The sequence below is a fragment of the Brucella pseudintermedia genome (assembly GCF_008932435.1).
In the GTDB taxonomy this organism is placed as follows: Bacteria; Pseudomonadota; Alphaproteobacteria; order Rhizobiales; family Rhizobiaceae; genus Brucella; species Brucella pseudintermedia.
This window is the reverse complement of record NZ_WBWE01000001.1, coordinates 513,550-531,236: the sequence shown is the minus strand read 5'-3', so window position 1 is coordinate 531,236 and position 17,687 is coordinate 513,550. Positions and strand designations below refer to the sequence as shown.

Below are 17,687 nucleotides of genomic sequence, written 5' to 3'. Positions count from 1 at the left end.
GACGGCGACGTCGTGCTCGTCGACCTTGCCCGCTGCATGCCGACCCCGCCGGGCATCTTCGTGCTGTTCGACGGCATGGGGCTCGTCGCCAAACGCCTCGAGCACATCCCGAATTCGGAGCCGCCGCAGGTGCGGATCATTTCCGACAACACCTTCTACAGCCCCTATGAGCGCACCGCCGAAGAAATCAGGATCATCGGGCGAATCCGCTGGTTTGGTCGGGAGATCTGAGTCGGCCATGGTCTTGCCCATTGGTCGACGCTTTTCCACCGGTGCGCACTTCGATCCAATGCGCATGATTTCGCGACAACCAGACAAGCGATTGAAATCGCTTGTATTTATAGGTTTTGCATCTACCGTTCTCTGATCAGGATTGATTGCGAACGGTTTCATGCACAACATTTCCTCCGCCCCGAACCCCTTGTCACCCGACCGCATGACGGCCGATGAGCGGCTTGGTGAAGTCGGAGCGATCCTCGCCGCCGGGCTGAGGCGCATCCTGGCCGAACAGTCCAATCATTTATCTGCCGCCGGCCGAGACAGTTCATTGGACATTCTCGCCCTCAAACGCCGTGTTGGTCGTCGCAAACCGAGCAACCGAGTTGGAGGGCAATAATGCCAGGAATAAAGAGAAAGACTGACGCTGCGCCATGGCAACCGGGCAACGGCGATGCGGCGGACGCGAGCGTGGTCACGCAGCTTGCAGCGCTGAAGCGAATGACGGTGGTCGAGCTGAAGGCGAAGTGGGAAAGCCTCTTCGGACCCCCGCTCCGAACAACAGCCGCAGTTACCTCGAGCTGAGGCTCAGCTACCGGGTCCAGGAACTGACCCTCGGCGGCCTGTCCCGCGAGACGCGGCGGACGCTGGAGCTGCTCGCCGACGAGATCGACGGCAAGTCCGGCAGTAAGGCGATCATCGCCGATCCTCGCAATCCGGTTGTTGGCACGAGGTTGGTCCGAGAATGGGACGGCGTCGAACACACCGTCACCGTGCTGCGCGATGGCTTCGAGTGGCAGGGACGACGGTTCAAATCGCTATCTGCTGCTGCGCGCGCGATCACCGGCAGCAACTGGAATGGCTATCGCTTCTTTGGCCTTGGCGATGCGCGCAGGAGTGAACGATGAATATTCGACAGCCCCAGCGCCGTTTGCGCTGCGCCATCTATACGCGCAAATCGAGCGAGGAAGGGCTCGAGATGGAGTTCAATTCGCTCGATGCCCAGCGTGAGTCCTGCGAGGCCTATATCGCCAGCCAGCGCTCGGAAGGGTTCGCTGCCATTCGTGAACGCTATGACGATGGCGGCCACTCCGGCGGCACGCTGGAGCGACCCGCATTGCAGCGACTGCTGGCCGATGTCGAAGCAGGACTGATCGATGTCATCGTCGTCTACAAGATCGACCGCCTGTCGCGATCGCTGATGGACTTTTCCAAGCTGGTCGAGATTTTTGAACGCAATCAGGTGACGTTCGTCTCCGTCACCCAGTCCTTCAACACCACGACGTCCATGGGACGGCTGACGCTGAACATCCTGCTGTCGTTCGCGCAATTCGAGCGCGAGGTAATTGGCGAGCGTATCCGCGACAAATTCGCAGCTTCTCGCAGGAAGGGCATGTGGATGGGTGGCTATGTCCCGCTTGGCTATGATGTCCGCGACCGGAAACTGGTGATCAATGAAGAAGAGGCCAAAACGGTCAGGATGATCTTCGAGCGCTTTGTGGCCACCGGATCGGCCACCAGGCTGGCGAAGGCGCTGGCTGCCGAGGGTGTCGTCAACAAGCGTGGCAAGCTGATCGACAAGGGCTTTCTCTACAAGCTGATCAACAATCGCGTCTATATCGGCGAGGCCGTTCACAAGGGGACCAGTTATCCGGGCGAGCATGAGGCCATCATCGATCGCGAGCTGTGGGACGCGGTCCAATCTGTGCTTAAGACCGGTCCTCGGCTGCGTGCTGCCGCATCAAGAGATCAGACACCGGCGATGCTGAGGGGGCTGATCTTTACCGACACTGGCGCTGCCATGACGCCGACAGCCACGAAGAAGGGCAGCAAGCTCTATCGTTACTACACCTCGATGGACCTGATCCGAAACCGACCCACCGATGCGGAAGGACCGCAGCGGCTTCCTGCTGCCATGGTCGAGGATGCGGTTGTCGGGGAAATCCGTCGCATGATCGCCACGCCTGAAGTGAGGGCGCGGGCACTTGCCGCCCTGAAATCTGACATGCCGGACATCGACGACAAGGCGGTGATTGCCGCGCTTCACGATTTCGACAAGCTCTGGGCTTCGCTGTTTCCGGCCGAACAGGCGCGCATCGTCCAGCTTCTGGTGGCCCGCGTCACCGTGGGTGCATCAGGTCTTGCCATCGATCTGCGTCATGACGGCATCAGCACGCTGGCGCGGCAGATGATGGCGCCGCCGATGGAAAAGGATGCGGCATGACGGAGAATACTATCCGCGTGGTCATTCCGCTGACCATTCGCAAGAAGAACGGTCGTCCGAAAATCCTGCCGCCAGCAGAGCACACGCCCACCGAGGCTCGGATGCAGGACGCGCATGTGTTGCGCGCCATCGCCCGCGCCTGGAACTGGCGGCGCAGGATCGAACGCGGCGAGGCCTCAACCATTGCCGATATTGCCAAGGCCGAAAACCTCTCCGATCGTTACGTCAGCCGCATGGTTCGGCTGGCCTATCTCGCACCGGACGTGCTCGAGAAACTGCTCCTCCACCGCATTCCGCCGGCGTTGTCGCTCAATGATCTGATGGTTGTCGTAGAGCGGCCGTGGTCACAGCAGATGGCAGCGGTGTTCGGTATTTCGCAACCGTTTGCCCCGAGGGATTGACTACTTTCCGTCTTGCCTTCACTGAAACAGAATAATTGACTGTAGTGCATAGGCGCGGCGGTCAGAATATTGGTGAGGTCATGGATGGCACAAAAGCCGAAGCCGCCAGCAGCGGACGAAAAGCATATCCAGCGACTGCTCGAGAAATATTCCTGCCCGGTGCCATATCATGAGATCCGCACTCGGTTTCTTGGCAGCATCGCGACGCCCGTGTCTGTACAGCCATTGCAGATTGTCAAGGACCTGTGGGGTGGTGAGCTGCCAGAGTTGGAGAGCATGGATGCGGTCAATGAGTTGATCGGCGCCTTGATCAACGAATTGTGGAACTCCCTGACCCGTCATCAAAAGCGCGTTGACCCGTTTCGTCTGACACGTGTCCCGGCCGGTTCGACGCTGCTGGAGCTCGGCAGCCTTGCTCTTTTACGCCGTCAGGAGTTGGACGGCTTCGTCGAGGGGCTGTTCAACAATCTGGACGCGATCGATCTTCCCGAGAAGGCTAATGCCGCACTTGGTGTACTCGGTGATGTCCGAGCGATGATGGCTGGGATTTGTGAATTGGCCTTAGACGATACCAAGCCAGTCGAAGCTGACGATCTCGGCAAGACGTTCAACCATGTTCGCGAGCTGACTCTGATTATGGAAAAGGAAATCAACGTCGTTGTGCTTGATTGCACCCGTGCACGTCGACAGATGATGAAAGGCGGTGGCGGATTTCTGCCTGCGACATTGCATTGACGCGGGAATTACCTGTGATCAATTTCGAGCGCGGCGCCAGCCAGCCGCCTGCGCTTCCTTCTCCGTACAGAACCAGCGCTCGCCCTGGCTCTCTGTGATCTTGGTCTTGTCGTAGTCCTTCTGACCTGGCACATGATAGATGCGTTTGCCGTTTCGGCTGATGTTGCCCTTGATCCGGCAACCAGTTGTCGGAATTGCTGATGCTACTGGTTTCGGCAGCAGGTGCTGCTGCGCATTAATCGGTACCGACGAGGCACCAAGAATCTTGGTTTGTGGGCTACGACCACGCCAATCCCATGGTGCGATGAATGCCCCAGACCACATACCAGCTTGGCTCGCTCGCGCAGCTTTCTCCAGGCCAACATAGATGTCCGAGTAGCGCCTGAATGCCAGCGCCCAGCCGCCAGCTACCATTGCGGCGTTGAGGTCTTTCTTGCCTACAAAGCAGGTCATGATGTGCCGGCCATAGCGGTCAACCTCGCTACCCGTGCAGGAAACGGTGCGGTCATGAACCAGCCGGACCAATTCGTCACGTGCGGCGATCCCGCAAGGGTATGTCTTTTCGGCGGTGTCGATGCAGATCTGGTCGGTCTCCGGCGCATCAATGCCGTTCAACCGGACCTTCGTGCCCTTCACCGTTATGGTGTCGCCATCGGAAATTTTCGCCGTTCCTGCTATCGTCGTGGCGCTTCCCTCCGTCGTCGGGAATGCAAGCAGTATGGGAGCAATCAGGGGAATCAGGGCGGGGCGAGTGATCATGGGCTTATTGTCGACCGTCACGGTAGGAATTGAAAGGCGGCGGCAATTGAGGCGTCCTTTCCCCAAGATGATGCATTCTAAATTTCGTTGCATAGAATAAGAAAGGCAGACTGATATTTTCGTCCGATCGAGGCGTGTCGAAATGGCAGGTTATAATCATTACCCTGATTGTTCATGCGGATGGTGCGTAAACTACGGTCGTTCTAGGATCAATAGGCTCCAGCTTACCGAAAGCTTTCGGTACCGAGATGCAAGAGTTTTATTGAAGCAAAATAACGCGAATTCTGTCTCCGGATGCTTCGTTAATTCAAATGCCCGGTGCCCAGAGTGCGGGGCTCCTGTGTTTTTCTATGCGAACGCGTCCGGCAGTAAAGTTTACTTTGATGACCTGGGGCCGCCATGGCCGAAGCATCCTTGTACTGATCGCCCACGCTACAAGTCACGCCCGTCGATTGCGGCTTTCGGCGCTCCCACCAGACGCTCACGAGGGCAGGTTATCGAGTTGCTCAGCGCCGCGTACACCGCAGGTCTCTCCCGCTACAAGGTTTTCGGGCGCAGACGGCCTGAAGAATGGACCCTTATAGTCGTGCAATCCGTTGAAAGGCGAGGCGACGAGAACAGGGTTGAGGGCGAGTTTCTCGACTCTGATACAACTGAGCAGTTTCGCTTCACGTGCAGATCGGCAATGCCTCTTTTCGAGGCCGGAGACTTTGTTAGTGTTCGCGGCAGTGAGATTTCATTTGTAGATCGCGACACTTTGCAGCCAGTGGTTTTCGTTTCCGGGGCGTGGGTCGAACGAGCCGCGGAGCCGATTCAGCAAGCTGTTACTTCGCCTCCCGTCGCCACGCCTAAGGCTCCCGCTATATTGGCTAGCAGAAAGATCCAAGGGCAATTGATCCGAAAAATGAAGCCCGCAAGCAAAACCGGCGCTCCAAAATACGACATGACAAAAGCGGAGATGGTTCATTTTGACAGCAAAAAAGTGCCGTTTGCCGAGCTCTTTGGAAGACTCGAACCTATAGTGAAATCCTATGCGCGGACGGGTACCCGAAAGCCGAGGGATGTTGCAGCGCGACTTAACATTGATGGTCATCGGACCGCCCTCGGTGAAAAATGGACTCCCCGACTCGTCTATTTCCTGTTGGCATTAATGTTCAACGACACTCCTACTTCCTGGAGTGGAGATGGCGATCGGAAGGACGAGGAGCGACGGAAATCGGCTAGTCCGAAGCCTCAACACGCAGCTAGCTCCTCCGAGCCGTTTAACACAGAAATTATAGCCGAACGGCTTTCCCGATTGGGCAGAGTAGTCCGGACAGGAAAAGCAGGATGACAGGCTCTTCATAACTTCAAGCTAGAGCCGCCTGGCAAAGCCTCTTTGACGGCTTGGAGCATTTGGGGTTTGAGCCGCCGGTTTCTCCGTCGTTTCCTATCGCAGCACATCTAGGCGATTCATTGAGCCCGTGCGCTGCGCTCTGCCTCGCATGAAACCGCCCCAAAACGCCTACCTCGGGTGTCTCTGTTCAAGCTGTTTGGCGGAGAAGCCCGTTACAATTCGGATGTACTGCTGAAACGATAACGCATTGAAATATCTTTATCTTTCACGACCGAACCAAATCGGCAGAGGTTCGCATGGTTTGAGACGAAAGCCATTCAGAGACAAGAAATCGGCGTTGTGACAGTCTCAGAGGTTCGGTCGAAACCGCTAACCCCCTTTGAAATCAAAAGGAATTTCGGCGCTCAAAACGAGATGTAGGGAGTTTGCAATCTGATAGTGGCGGAGAGAGAGGGATTCGAACCCTCGATACGGTTTCCCGTATACACGCGTTCCAGGCGTGCGCCTTCAACCACTCGGCCACCTCTCCGTCTGCCTTGCTGTCGGGAAACCGTGTCTCACGGTGAAATCTGACTGCAAACGTGACACCGCTCTTCGAAACAGGCGCTGGTTTATCGCCAACGAGCGGGTGCGGCGCGAATATAGCCAGAAAATGCATATGTTCAACAGCTATTTGCAAGTTTTTGCGTCTAAATCGCAGAACCTGTGCAAAGAATGCCTCCTATGATCTAACACACTGAAATTTATTGGTTTATTTTGATCATAGAATTGTCATCCAGCTTGCCTTTGAGCCTGATGGGTTCGGTGTGCTATGCTTTAGCAACGTCAAAAAGATAAATCTTCGGCAGATCGGGTTCAAAACCGGTGCCGTGAGCAGGGTAGGAATCCGGGGCAAAGAATCGTGATCCGATTTGTATTGCGTAGTTTTGCGGTTGTTTTTCTGGCGTTCGCGGTGATTTTCGCCGTCCTTGATGGCGCGCGCTCTGTTGGCGCGTCGCAGTTTATCGCCAAGCCCCTTTTGTCCATGTGGTCACGCAACGCGCCTGAAACATTGGCCGATGCAGAAAGCTTCGTGGCGCACTATATAGGGGCAGGAGCCTGGGATGCGGTTTGCATTCCGCTGCTTGAGCAGCCCGGCTGGCTGCTTTTCGGCATTCTCGCCCTGTTATTCTATGTAGTCGGTCATCGTCGTGAACGCCCACTGGGACGCTTCACCGCCCGCTAATCAGGAGATGGAGACCATGAGTTTCTTGGACAGCTATCGCAAGAAGATGCAGATGCCTTCGGCGGATGAGGCTTTGCCCGGACGTACGGCACCGATTCCCACATCCGCAACCCATTTCGTGAACGGTCGCCCGCTGAAAGGACCGTGGCCTGATGGCTACAAGCAGGTTCTGTTCGGGATGGGCTGCTTCTGGGGAGCCGAGCGCCTGTTCTGGCAGGTGCCGGGCGTATATGTGACGGCGGTCGGTTATGCAGGCGGCGTTACGCCCAACCCGACCTATGAGGAAACTTGCACGGGCCTCACCGGTCATGCGGAGGTTGTGCTTGTAGTCTATGATCCGAAGGTCGTGAGCCTTGACGAGCTGCTGACGCTTTTCTGGGAGGAGCACGATCCGACCCAAGGCATGCGGCAGGGCAACGATATCGGCACGACCTACCGTTCGGTCATTTATACTTTCGACAAGGCTGATCGTGACATGGCGGAAAAGAGCCGCGAAGCCTATGCGCAGGCGCTCGCCGCTCGCGGTATCGGACCGATCACGACCGAGATCGAGGATGCGCCGGACTTCTATTATGCCGAGGACTATCACCAGCAATATCTGGCGAAGAACCCGAACGGTTATTGCGGTTTGCGCGGCACCGGTGTGAGCTGCCCGATCCCGCTGGCACAATAAGCGGGCTGTAATAAAGAGATCGCGCGGTTCTTACTGCGCGATTTTCTTTTGCATGATCAGCATTCCGGCATAGTCGCCATTGAGCAACTCGAAATCGCTCCAGCCGATCTGCCGGTAGAGGTCGGGCTTGTTGGTATAGAGATAGGCTTCTTCATAGCCATGTTGCCGGGCAGCATCCTCAACGGCGCCGACAAGACTCTTGGCAATACCCTTGCCGCGATGGTCGGGCGCGACGAACACGCTCGCCACCCAAGGCTTCAGATGCGGATGCGTTTCCAGGTCGCTATGGATCAGGAGCGCAAGCCCGGCAGGTTCCCCGTTCCAGAGCGCGACCCGCGCAGCCTGTCCATCGTTTTCACGGGAGATGTCGCGAAAAGCCGTGGCGGTCTGTTCGACGGTGGAGCCGGTAAACTCGCCCCATTCCGCATGGTTCCATGCAGCACAGACGGATACGAGATCGGGGCGGTCGGCAAGAGGGATGATCCGGAGCATAGCGTTCTACCAGTGCGGCGGTTTGGTGACAGGTACTTCCGGCGCGGTTTGCTCTTCCAGTTCCAGAAAGCGGTCGGTCAATGCGCCGAGCTTTTTGGAAAGCTGGTCGATGGTTTTCCATTGTGCGGCCAGAACGGATGACAATTCATCGATTGTCTTTTCCTGTTCGGCTACGCGAATTTCGAGCTCGGTCAGGCGTTGGTCCGGTGTCATGGCTGGCTTCCATCGATAATGGGCTTTGTGGTCATTGGATGTAACCGCTTTTGACCTCTGTCGGAAGTACGCTATCACATCATTGCGTCAACATGAGCGTGCCATTCGATACTTCATAGTGACGCAGGCGCTTCAGAAAGCTCATGCCGAGAAGTGTGCCCGAAAGCGCGTCGTCCCGCAGGACCATGGCTTCCACATTTTCCATCCGGACGCGTCCGATTTCGATGCCGGGCAGGATGGCAATTGCGGCGAGTGTTTCGCCGTTGGCGGTAGAAATGCGATATTTGAAATCATCGGATTTGAGCGACAGGCCGATGCGCCGCGCGGCGCTGGAATTGATCGCGACGACACTTGCACCCGTGTCCACCATGGCGCGAAAGGTTTGACCGGCGATCCTGACGTCCGTGATGAAATGGCCGCGACTGTCCGGCGCGATCTGCGCGCGACGACCGCTATAGGCGGCAGCGGGCGAGGGGGGAGTAGTCGAAGCTGTCGCGGCGGTGCTTGAGCCGGCTTTCGGCTGCTGGCCGAATTTTTCAAACAGGAGCGGGAAGGCGATTGCCAGTCCCGCGAATACCAGAAGGATTGTAAAAGCCCGCGCCATGCTGCCCCCGTTTGGAGGCACGATAGCAGGCGCGGGCCGCTCTGCGTTGTTTATTTTAGCGCGCATCCCGAAACCGCTTCACACTTTTCGGGATGCGCGCTGGTGCTTACTTGGTGCCGTACATGCGGTCGCCAGCATCGCCGAGGCCGGGAACGATATAACCCTTTTCATCGAGGCGCTCATCGATGGAAGCAGTAAACACGTCGACATCCGGATGGGCCTCGGTAAAGCGCTTAATGCCCTCTGGCGCCGCCAGCAGGCAGAGGAAGCGGATATTGGTTGCGCCGCGTTCCTTCAGCTTGTCGATGGCTGCGATTGCCGAATGTCCAGTGGCCAGCATCGGGTCCACCACGATGATGAGGCGGTTTACGATGTCTTCGGGCGCCTTGAAGTAATATTCGACCGGCTGCAGCGTGTCATGGTCGCGATAAAGGCCGATATGGGCGACGCGTGCGGCGGGCACCAGATCGAGCATGCCTTCCAGAAGGCCGTTACCGGCGCGCAGGATCGACGCGAAGACGAGCTTCTTGCCTTCCAGCACCGGCGCTTCCATCGGCATCAATGGCGTTTCGATCGGCATGGTGGTCAGTTCGAGATCGCGCGTCACTTCGTAGCAGAGCAACAGCGAGATTTCCTTTAGCAACCGCCGGAAGCTGGCCGTGGACGTTTCCTTCTTGCGCATGATGGTGAGCTTGTGCTGGACAAGCGGATGGCTGACGACTGTAACGCCCATGATCTTTCCACTTTTCTTGTTATCTTTTTGACTTTAGCGGCAGTTTGCGCCGGAGAAAACGCCGGGCCAAGCGCGCACGCACAGTTTTATGTCTCTTTGGCCATTTTTAAACGCTAACGCAAGACGGTTCGCAAGGTCCCTTCACAAAAGGGGTAGTGGAGGGCGGTCTCTGCTTGTATCGTCCGGCACAAGCTTTATATGCATTACGGAAATCGTTTTCGTCTTAATAATCAGAAGCAGGATGAGCTATGAGCCAGCAAAACGGCAATGCGGACCGCGTGGGCGCACAGGGCGGCATGGAGCGTTCATTCGGCTTCAAGGCGGTTGACGAAAACGAAAAGCAGGGTCTGGTCAACGACGTTTTCCATAAGGTCGCCAGCAAGTACGACGTGATGAACGATCTCATGTCGGCAGGCATGCACCGCGTCTGGAAAGATGCGATGATCGCATGGCTGGCGCCGTCGAAGCGCCCGGGCTGGACTTCGCTCGACGTTGCTGGCGGCACCGGCGATATCGCCTTCCGCATTGTTGAGGCTTCGGGCCGTCAGGCGCATGTCACCATTCTGGATATCAACGGCTCGATGCTGGGTGTCGGTCGTGAGCGGGCAATCAAGAAGGGCCTTGCCGACAATCTCGAATTCGTGGAGGCCAATGCCGAGGAACTGCCGTTTGAGGACAACAGCTTCGACGCCTATACGATTGCCTTCGGTATTCGCAATGTGCCGCATATCGACAAGGCGCTGTCTGAAGCCTATCGCGTTCTGAAGCCAGGCGGGCGGTTCCTGTGTCTCGAGTTTTCCGAGGTCGAACTGCCGGTTCTCGACAAGGTTTATGACCAGTGGTCGTTCCATGCCATTCCGCGTATCGGCAAGTTGATTACCGGCGATGCGGATTCCTACAGCTATCTGGTCGAGTCGATCCGCAAATTCCCCAAGCAGCAGGATTTTGCCACTATGATTGAGAAGGCCGGATTCGAGCGCGTCAGCTATCGCAATTTCACCGGCGGCATCGCCGCGCTTCATTCCGGCTGGAAGCTTTGATCGTGCATCGGTCGGTTTTGGGCGTGAGGGCATGAGCAATTTTTCCGCTGCTTTCCGGCTGATGCGGGCCGGATGGATATTGACACGCGAAGGCGTGATCAGTGCGCTGCCTGTTGAGGGGCTTTCCGGTCTTCCCGCTTTTGGGCACAAGATTGCGGGCATTCTGGCGCGTCCGCGCGCACGCCACATGCAGCGTTCCGAGCGCATGTCGCGAGCCATGAACAAGCTCGGCCCGTCCTATGTCAAGCTCGGCCAGTTTCTGGCGACGCGGCCCGATATTGTCGGACGCGATGTCGCTGCCGATCTGGAACTTTTACAGGACAGGCTCGACTTCTTCCCGCAGGTCGATGCTGTTGCCGCCGTCGAAGGTTCGCTTGGCCGCAAGATCGATGATCTTTACCTGCAATTCGATGCGCCGATAGCCGCCGCTTCGATGGCGCAGGTGCATCCGGCGGAAGTCATGAAGGACGGTGCGCGCCAAAAGGTTGCCGTCAAGGTCATTCGTCCGGGCGTTCGCCAGCGTTTTGCCCGCGACCTTGAAGGCTTCTACATGGTCGCGCGCATGCAGGAACGCCACGTGCCCTTTACGCGCCGCCTGCGCCCCGTGCAGGTTGTGGAGACGTTGCAGCAGACCACCCGCATTGAGATGGATCTGCGTCTTGAAGCGGCGGCGCTTTCCGAGATCGCGGAAAACATCAAGGACGATGCGGGTTTCCGCGTTCCCAAGGTGGACTGGGAACGCACCGGTCGTGACGTGCTGACGCTCGAATGGATCGACGGTATCAAGATGTCGGATATTTCCGCGCTTGAGGCGGCGGGTTTCGATCTTAAAAAACTTGCCGAAACGCTCATCCAGTCCTTCCTGCGCCATACGCTGCGCGACGGCTTTTTCCATGCCGACATGCATCCCGGCAATCTGTTTGTGGATCATCAGGGGCTGATCGTTGCGGTCGATTTCGGCATTACCGGGCGGCTCAACAAGCAGCAGCGGCGGTTCCTTGCCGAAATCCTCTATGGTTTCATCACGCGGGACTATATGCGCGTGGCGGAAGTGCATTTTGAAGCAGGCTACGTGCCGCATACGCATGACGTGGCAAGTTTTGCGCAGGCCATTCGCGCCATTGGCGAGCCGATCCACGGCCAGCCTGCCGAAACCATTTCCATGGCGAAGCTTCTGACCTTGCTGTTTGAAGTAACCGAGCTTTTCGATATGGAAACCCGCCCCGAGCTTCTGATGCTTCAGAAGACTATGGTGGTTGTGGAAGGCGTGTCGCGCACGCTCGATCCGCATTTTAACATGTGGAAGGCGGCGGAACCGGTCGTCGGCGACTGGATACGCAAAAATCTCGGGCCGCAAGGCATGCTTCTCGATGCGAAGGACAGCGCTTATTCACTGCTACATTTCACGCGCAAGACGCCGGAACTGGTCGCGCGCGTGGAGCGTGTTTCCGTTGCGCTGGACGATATGGCTGCGAACGGATTGCGTTTTGATGCAGCAACGGCGGAAGCCATCGGTCGGGCGGAAGCGCGCCACTCGCGCTGGGGTCGCATTGCGCAGGTCGTGATTGCAATTTCTCTCGCAGCAATAGCCATCAAGCTTTATATTTGGCTGTAGTGACAAGTTTTGCGTGACATGCCAACTTGAAAGTGATTTCAATGATTGCACTTGTAACAAGCAGGTGCAATCAAATGGCCAGTATTACCATCCGTAATCTCGATGACGCCGCCAAGGAACGGCTGCGCATCAGGGCGGCGCAGAACGGGCGCTCCATGGAGGAGGAAGCCCGCATCCTGTTGGCCGGGCTGAATGAAGCTGTGCCGGTTATGGCAGCATCCTCAGGGGCGGCGGCTTCACTGACGGGAAAACGCGTTCTTCTGATAATCGGCGGCGGCATAGCAGCCTATAAGACGCCAGACCTCATTCGCCGCCTGCGTGAGCGCGGCGCGCATGTGCGGCCGTTGATGACGGAGGCAGCGCAGCAATTCGTGACGCCGCTGACCATTGGCGCGGTTTCCGCCGATCATGTCTTTACCGATCTTTTCTCACGAGAAGATGAGCAGGATGTAGGGCATATACGGCTGGCCCGCGATGCGGACCTGATCGTCGTTGCGCCCGCGACCGCCGATCTGATGGCCAAGATGGCCAACGGGCTTGCCGACGATCTGGCGAGTGCAGTGTTGCTGGCGCGCAAGGTTCCCGTGCTGATCGCGCCTGCCATGAACCCGGCCATGTGGGACAATCCCGCCACGAAACGCAATCGCGCGACGCTTGAAAAGGACGGCGTGCGTTTCATAGGTCCCGAGAAGGGTGAGATGGCGGAAAGTGGCGAGGCCGGAACGGGCCGCATGAGCGAACCGCTGGCAATCGTCGCGGCCATTGAAAACCTGCTTGCGCCGCAGGTGAAGCCGCTTGCGGGCAAATCCATCGTCATGACGTCGGGGCCGACGCATGAGCCGATCGATCCGGTCCGCTATATCGCCAACCGCTCGTCGGGCAAGCAGGGCCATGCGATAGCGGCGGCACTGGCGCGGCTCGGTGCAACGGTGCATCTTGTGTCCGGGCCGGTCAACGTTCCCGATCCCGAAGGCGTCGATGTCACCCATGTCGAGACGGCACGCGAAATGCAGGCGGCTGTGGAGCGGTATCTGCCCGCTGACGCGGCGGTGATGGTCGCGGCGGTTGCCGACTGGCGCACGGCCAATGAAGCCGGACAGAAGATCAAGAAGAAGCCCGGAGAAAGCGCGCCGACACTCGCCATGGTCGAGAACCCCGACATTCTGGCGGGGGTCGGCCATAGCGACAAGCGGCCGGGCCTTGTTGTCGGCTTTGCCGCCGAAACGCAGGACGTGGCCGGGAATGCGAGAGCCAAGCTTGAGAAGAAGGGCGCGGACTGGATCGTTGCCAATGATGTTTCGCATGGGCCTGACGGCAGCAGCGTCATGGGCGGCGACCGCAATCATGTTCGTATTCTCAGCCGGTCGGGTATCGAGGAATGGCCGGAAATGAGCAAGGAACAGGTCGCCGAAAGACTGGCGGCAAAGATTGCCGAACGGCTTCTGGAAACAGGGAAGTAATTTTTCTGCAAGGCATGTCACATCTGCGGCGCCCGTTTCGTCTTGATGGTGAGCGACATCAAATCGTAGGCCCCAAGGAGACGTATCATGGAAGCGAGACTCGTTCCGTATAAGCTGGCGCCCAAGATCATGCAGGTCATGGTCGAGGCGGAAAAGGCCGTGTCGGAGGCCGGGCTGGAATATAGTCTTTATGAACTCGTGCGTATTCGCGCATCGCAGATCAACGGATGCGCTTATTGCATTCACATGCACACGCGCGATGCCCGCAAGGCGGGAGAGACTGAAGAACGCCTCTACCTCGTGGCAGCGTGGCGGGAATCGCCGTTATTCACGCCGCGCGAGCGTGCCGCGCTTGCATGGACCGAGGCATTGACGCTTATCGCGCAGACCCGCGCGCCGGATGAGGATTTCAATGCCCTGAAGGAGCATTTCACCGATGAGGAAATCGTGAAACTCAGCATGGCCATCAATATGATCAACCTCTGGAACCGCGTCGCGGTCGGATTTCGCACCGTGCATCCGGTCATGGCCGATGCGTCAGCAGCCTGAAACGGATAAAATTTTCGATGCGGACGCGTTCGAGGCTCTGCGGCCCCGGCTCGTTCGCATCGCTTACCGCATGATAGGCTCTCATGCGGAGGCCGAGGATATTGTGCAGGAAGCCTGGTTGCGCTGGAACAGGGCAGCGCAGGATGCCGTTCGCGAACCGGAGGGCTGGCTGGTGCGCGTGGTGAGCCGGCTCGCATTGGATCATCTGAAGTCCGCACGGGTGCGCCGTGAGACCTACCCCGGCCTGTGGCTCCCCGAACCTCTCGTCGAGGAAGAGGAAGACCGGAGCGACGAGATCACGCTGACGCTCATGCTGGCGCTTGACCGGCTGTCACCGCTGGAGCGGGCGGCTTTTCTGTTACATGATGTTTTCGGCATGGATTTTCGGGAAGTCGCGCAAGTGCTCGACCGCGATGCGGCGGCCTGCCGACAGCTTGCTAGCCGGGCACGGATGCATGTGCGTCAGGAAAAGCCGCGGTTCAGCCTGCCGGAAGACCGCGGACGCACCATCGCGGACGCCTTCTTTCAAGCTTCGCGCAGTGGCGATCTCACTGCATTGCAGAGCCTTCTGGCGGAAGATGCGATAATGTATTCAGATGGCGGCGGTGTTCGCAATGCGGCGCTCAATCCCATCTACGGGCGGGCGAAGATCATGCGCTTTTACGAGGGCATTTCCCGCAAGGCCAATGGCGTGCCTCCCGCAATCCGGCAGTTTGCAGTATTCGACGGCCTGCCGGGGCATATCAGCATGGAGGCGGATGGGCTGCCGCAGGTTGCGGCACTGGAGATCGTCGACGGACAGGTCCATGCGATTTATCTCGTGCGCAATCCCGAAAAACTCCGCCATGTGCGGATCGGTAAAGGGGCGGCGAGCTGATCCAATCAGATCGCGCCTATCTATTTGTTTTTTTTAAAAGAACTCGTCCAGCAGACGATAATAAGTGATCTTTGCTTCATCGATGGCAGGCCCGCCATAGATGTCAAGGAAAGGCTGTACCCATTCCTCGCCCAGATTGTAGCGGATGCTCCAGCAGGCAAGCGCCAGATCCTGATGACGGTCGGCGAGGCCGAGCCTGCCGCAATCGATGAAACCAGAAAAAGCGTCGTTGTCAGCCATGAAATTCGGCAGGCAGGCATCGCCATGAGTGACGACAATGTCTTCGCTTTCAGGTTTGAGGTGAAGCAGTTCTTCGAATACGCCCTGAGCGGTCCGTCCTTCGCGTTCCTCGTCGAAATCCTCTTCGTCCACCGCACCGGCTGCAACACGCTTGCGCGCGTCTTCGATGCGAAACTCCAGCCGGTGATCGAACGGACAGGATGCCGGGTCGATGGCATGCATCGATTTCAGGGCGGTCGCCAGAATATCGACAATCCGCTCCGGCGTCAGCGTGCCGACTGCCGAAGCCAGATCTTGGCCCGGCAGACGCGTCATCAGCAGAAAGCTGCGCGCCGGGGCGATTTCGAAAGCGAGAACTTCCGGGCAGGCGAGATTTTGCTGCCTGAGCCAGCGAAGCCGGGCCGCTTCGTCGGCAAGTTCGCCGACCGGGCTTTGCGGCTCCACTTTCAGAACCAGAGGTTCGCGTTCGGGATGGTCGAGCAGATGCACATTGGCCGTTGAGCGGCCAAGCTCGTCCTTTCGACTGCGATATTCCCGCAATTGCTGCCGCAGCGCCTCGGGCAGATCGAGCGCAGCCAGAACCGGATCGTTCATTTTCTCTCCAAAGGATCAGGCTTTGCCGCGGACCTGGTAATCCTTGACGGTGGCAAAGCGGATGGCTTTCCAGCGCTCAGCCTCGTAATTGAGCGAGAAGCCGTTCTGGGCCAGAAATACCGGGTCACGGTCAAGATCGTGTGCGATATCGGCGCGATGCGCGGCAATGAAGCGGTCGACTTCCGCCGGATCGTCGGCGGAAATCCACCGGCAGACAGAGAAGCGCGACATTTCAAAGCCGACCGGCAGCGAATATTCGACCTTGAGCCGTTCGGTCAGGACGTCGATCTGCAGCGCGCCGACGACGCCGACAATGGCTGGAGAACCGTCATCGGGCAGGAAGAGCTGCACGACGCCTTCCTCGGCCATCTGCTGCAGCGCTTCGCGCAGCTTCTTGGCTTTCATCGCATCGTCGAGGCGCACGCGGCGCAGGATTTCCGGCGCGAAGTTCGGCACCCCACGGAACAGGATGTCCTCGCCCTCGGTCAGCGTGTCACCGATGCGCAAGGTGCCGTGGTTCGGAATGCCGACCACATCGCCCGCGAAGGCTTCGTCGGCAATCTGGCGCGAGCGCGCGAAGAAGAATTGCGGTGCCGACAGGCTCATTGGTTTTCCGGTGCGCACCAGCTTCGCCTTCATGCCGCGCGACAGCTTGCCCGAGCAGACGCGCAGGAAGGCGATGCGGTCGCGGTGGTTCGGGTCCATATTGGCCTGAATCTTGAACACGAAACCGGTCATCTTGTCTTCGGTTGCCGCCACCATGCGAGTATCGGCCTGCTGGTCGCGCGGGGAGGGGCCGAAATCGCAGAAGGCTTCGATGAGGTCGCGCACACCATAATTCTTCAGCGCCGAGCCGAAATAAACCGGGGTCATGTGGCCTTCGCGGAAGGCGGCGAGGTCGAACGGGCGGCAGACGCCGCGCGCCAGTTCCACGCCTTCCAGCCATGCTTCACGCTCATTTTCCGGCAAAAGCTTTGCCGCTTCTTCCGGCCCGCTCACCTTGGTTGGCTGTTCTTCGTTGTCCTGGCGGCGCAGCGTGTCGTTATGCAGGTCGAAGGTGCCCGCAAAGCTCTTGCCCGAGCCGATCGGCCAGGTGATGGGGGCCGTGTCGAGCGCCAGCTTCTCTTCGATCTCATCAAGGATTTCCAGCGGGTCGCGCGCCTCGCGGTCCATCTTGTTGACGAAGGTGACGATGGGAATATCGCGCATGCGGCAGACTTCAAAGAGTTTCAGCGTGCGTGGCTCGATACCCTTGGCGGCGTCGATGACCATGACGGCGCTATCAACGGCGGTCAGCGTGCGATAGGTGTCGTCGGCAAAATCTTCGTGGCCCGGCGTGTCGAGCAGGTTGAAGATGCAATCCTTGTACTCGAAGGTCATCACCGAGGTGACGACGGAAATGCCGCGGTCGCGCTCGATATTCATCCAGTCGGAGCGGGTCTGGATGCGGTCTTTCTTGGCCTTCACCTCACCGGCAAGCTGGATGGCGCCGCCGAACAGCAGCAGCTTTTCGGTCAGCGTGGTCTTACCGGCGTCCGGGTGCGCGATGATCGCGAATGTGCGGCGCTTGGAAACGGGATGGTCAGCGGGCATGAAGAAACTCGTGATAGCAAAGGAACGGGCAGCATGAACCGCCGCAAAGATTGGCGGTTCATCTAGCAGTCCTTTGCCAAAAGGTCGAGTTTAAATGCTTTGCATATA

20 protein-coding genes and 1 tRNA gene are annotated in these 17,687 nt (G+C 58.2%); 13 read left to right on the top strand and 8 right to left on the bottom strand.

Features of this window, described 5'->3' with window-relative positions:
* The 5 genes from F9K78_RS02545 to F9K78_RS02525 form a co-directional block, all read left to right on the top strand.
* On the top strand, nucleotides 1-231 hold a 231-nt coding region (locus F9K78_RS02545; RefSeq protein WP_167518103.1), incomplete at its 5' end, for a S24 family peptidase.
* Nucleotides 232-743: 512 nt separating this feature from the next.
* A complete protein-coding gene (locus F9K78_RS02540) occupies nucleotides 744-1,124 on the top strand; it encodes a DUF2924 domain-containing protein (RefSeq protein WP_235925377.1) in 381 nt (126 codons plus the stop codon).
* Nucleotides 1,121-2,440 (top strand): recombinase family protein, encoded by a 1,320-nt coding sequence (locus F9K78_RS02535; RefSeq protein WP_151682043.1) that lies wholly within the window; start codon nucleotides 1,121-1,123, stop codon nucleotides 2,438-2,440. Before F9K78_RS02540 ends, F9K78_RS02535 begins: the two co-directional genes overlap by 4 nt.
* Nucleotides 2,437-2,841 carry a hypothetical protein gene (locus F9K78_RS02530; RefSeq protein ID WP_151682042.1) on the top strand — a complete coding sequence of 135 codons (405 nt, stop codon included), beginning with the start codon at nucleotides 2,437-2,439 and terminating at the stop codon, nucleotides 2,839-2,841. Before F9K78_RS02535 ends, F9K78_RS02530 begins: the two co-directional genes overlap by 4 nt.
* A gap of 84 nt (nucleotides 2,842-2,925) precedes the next feature.
* Nucleotides 2,926-3,576 carry a hypothetical protein gene (locus F9K78_RS02525; RefSeq protein ID WP_151682041.1) on the top strand — a complete coding sequence of 217 codons (651 nt, stop codon included), beginning with the start codon at nucleotides 2,926-2,928 and terminating at the stop codon, nucleotides 3,574-3,576.
* 18 nt (nucleotides 3,577-3,594) lie between these two features.
* On the opposite strand, the gene F9K78_RS02520 is transcribed toward F9K78_RS02525, so the two are convergent.
* Nucleotides 3,595-4,335: a thermonuclease family protein gene (locus tag F9K78_RS02520; RefSeq protein ID WP_151682040.1), complete on the bottom strand. Its 741-nt coding sequence runs from the start codon at nucleotides 4,333-4,335 to the stop codon at nucleotides 3,595-3,597.
* A gap of 685 nt (nucleotides 4,336-5,020) precedes the next feature.
* On the opposite strand from F9K78_RS02520, the gene F9K78_RS02515 reads away from it, so the two are divergent.
* Nucleotides 5,021-5,668 (top strand): hypothetical protein, encoded by a 648-nt coding sequence (locus F9K78_RS02515; protein WP_151682039.1) that lies wholly within the window; start codon nucleotides 5,021-5,023, stop codon nucleotides 5,666-5,668.
* 442 nt (nucleotides 5,669-6,110) lie between these two features.
* Here F9K78_RS02515 and F9K78_RS02510 read toward each other — a convergent pair.
* Nucleotides 6,111-6,200 (bottom strand) — tRNA-Ser (locus F9K78_RS02510).
* A 372-nt stretch (nucleotides 6,201-6,572) separates the two neighbouring features.
* Between F9K78_RS02510 and F9K78_RS02505 the strand changes: the two genes are divergently transcribed.
* Together F9K78_RS02505 and msrA are read left to right on the top strand one after the other, a co-directional pair.
* A complete protein-coding gene (locus tag F9K78_RS02505) occupies nucleotides 6,573-6,896 on the top strand; it encodes a hypothetical protein (RefSeq protein ID WP_121981660.1) in 324 nt (107 codons plus the stop codon).
* Nucleotides 6,897-6,912: 16 nt separating this feature from the next.
* The gene (gene msrA, locus F9K78_RS02500; protein WP_121985817.1) at nucleotides 6,913-7,569 is read left to right on the top strand and encodes a peptide-methionine (S)-S-oxide reductase MsrA; all 657 of its coding nucleotides are present in this window, start codon (nucleotides 6,913-6,915) and stop codon (nucleotides 7,567-7,569) included.
* 30 nt (nucleotides 7,570-7,599) lie between these two features.
* On the opposite strand, the gene F9K78_RS02495 is transcribed toward msrA, so the two are convergent.
* The 4 genes from F9K78_RS02495 to upp all read right to left on the bottom strand — a co-directional run bounded on the left by F9K78_RS02495 (nucleotide 7,600) and on the right by upp (nucleotide 9,611).
* Complete coding sequence (locus F9K78_RS02495) at nucleotides 7,600-8,061, bottom strand: GNAT family N-acetyltransferase (protein WP_121985818.1); 462 nt, start codon at nucleotides 8,059-8,061, stop codon at nucleotides 7,600-7,602.
* Nucleotides 8,062-8,067: 6 nt separating this feature from the next.
* Nucleotides 8,068-8,274 (bottom strand): SlyX family protein, encoded by a 207-nt coding sequence (locus F9K78_RS02490; protein ID WP_121985819.1) that lies wholly within the window; start codon nucleotides 8,272-8,274, stop codon nucleotides 8,068-8,070.
* 79 nt (nucleotides 8,275-8,353) lie between these two features.
* Nucleotides 8,354-8,878: a retropepsin-like aspartic protease family protein gene (locus F9K78_RS02485; protein ID WP_121985820.1), complete on the bottom strand. Its 525-nt coding sequence runs from the start codon at nucleotides 8,876-8,878 to the stop codon at nucleotides 8,354-8,356.
* A 106-nt stretch (nucleotides 8,879-8,984) separates the two neighbouring features.
* A complete protein-coding gene (upp, locus tag F9K78_RS02480; protein ID WP_162929751.1) occupies nucleotides 8,985-9,611 on the bottom strand; it encodes a uracil phosphoribosyltransferase in 627 nt (208 codons plus the stop codon).
* 248 nt (nucleotides 9,612-9,859) lie between these two features.
* On the opposite strand from upp, the gene ubiE reads away from it, so the two are divergent.
* The 5 genes from ubiE (at nucleotide 9,860) to F9K78_RS02455 (ending at nucleotide 15,152) form a co-directional block, all read left to right on the top strand.
* Nucleotides 9,860-10,651: a bifunctional demethylmenaquinone methyltransferase/2-methoxy-6-polyprenyl-1,4-benzoquinol methylase UbiE gene (gene ubiE, locus F9K78_RS02475; RefSeq protein WP_121985821.1), complete on the top strand. Its 792-nt coding sequence runs from the start codon at nucleotides 9,860-9,862 to the stop codon at nucleotides 10,649-10,651.
* Nucleotides 10,652-10,682: 31 nt separating this feature from the next.
* Nucleotides 10,683-12,266 carry a 2-polyprenylphenol 6-hydroxylase gene (gene ubiB, locus F9K78_RS02470; RefSeq protein ID WP_121985822.1) on the top strand — a complete coding sequence of 528 codons (1,584 nt, stop codon included), beginning with the start codon at nucleotides 10,683-10,685 and terminating at the stop codon, nucleotides 12,264-12,266.
* 74 nt (nucleotides 12,267-12,340) lie between these two features.
* Nucleotides 12,341-13,726 carry a bifunctional phosphopantothenoylcysteine decarboxylase/phosphopantothenate--cysteine ligase CoaBC gene (gene coaBC, locus F9K78_RS02465; RefSeq protein WP_376902998.1) on the top strand — a complete coding sequence of 462 codons (1,386 nt, stop codon included), beginning with the start codon at nucleotides 12,341-12,343 and terminating at the stop codon, nucleotides 13,724-13,726.
* Between the two features lie 87 nt (nucleotides 13,727-13,813).
* The gene (locus F9K78_RS02460) at nucleotides 13,814-14,275 is read left to right on the top strand and encodes a carboxymuconolactone decarboxylase family protein (RefSeq protein WP_121985823.1); all 462 of its coding nucleotides are present in this window, start codon (nucleotides 13,814-13,816) and stop codon (nucleotides 14,273-14,275) included.
* Entirely contained in the window at nucleotides 14,259-15,152 is an 894-nt protein-coding gene (locus tag F9K78_RS02455) for a sigma-70 family RNA polymerase sigma factor (RefSeq protein WP_121985824.1), read from the top strand. Before F9K78_RS02460 ends, F9K78_RS02455 begins: the two co-directional genes overlap by 17 nt.
* 33 nt (nucleotides 15,153-15,185) lie before the next feature.
* Here F9K78_RS02455 and aph(3')-IId read toward each other — a convergent pair whose 3' ends face one another.
* Both aph(3')-IId and F9K78_RS02445 read right to left on the bottom strand, forming a co-directional pair.
* A complete protein-coding gene (gene aph(3')-IId / locus F9K78_RS02450; protein ID WP_121985825.1) occupies nucleotides 15,186-15,986 on the bottom strand; it encodes an aminoglycoside O-phosphotransferase APH(3')-IId in 801 nt (266 codons plus the stop codon).
* Nucleotides 15,987-16,001: 15 nt separating this feature from the next.
* Nucleotides 16,002-17,579, bottom strand: coding sequence for a peptide chain release factor 3 (locus tag F9K78_RS02445; RefSeq protein ID WP_121985826.1), 1,578 nt, complete (start codon nucleotides 17,577-17,579; stop codon nucleotides 16,002-16,004).
* Between the last annotated feature and the right edge of the window lie 108 nt (nucleotides 17,580-17,687).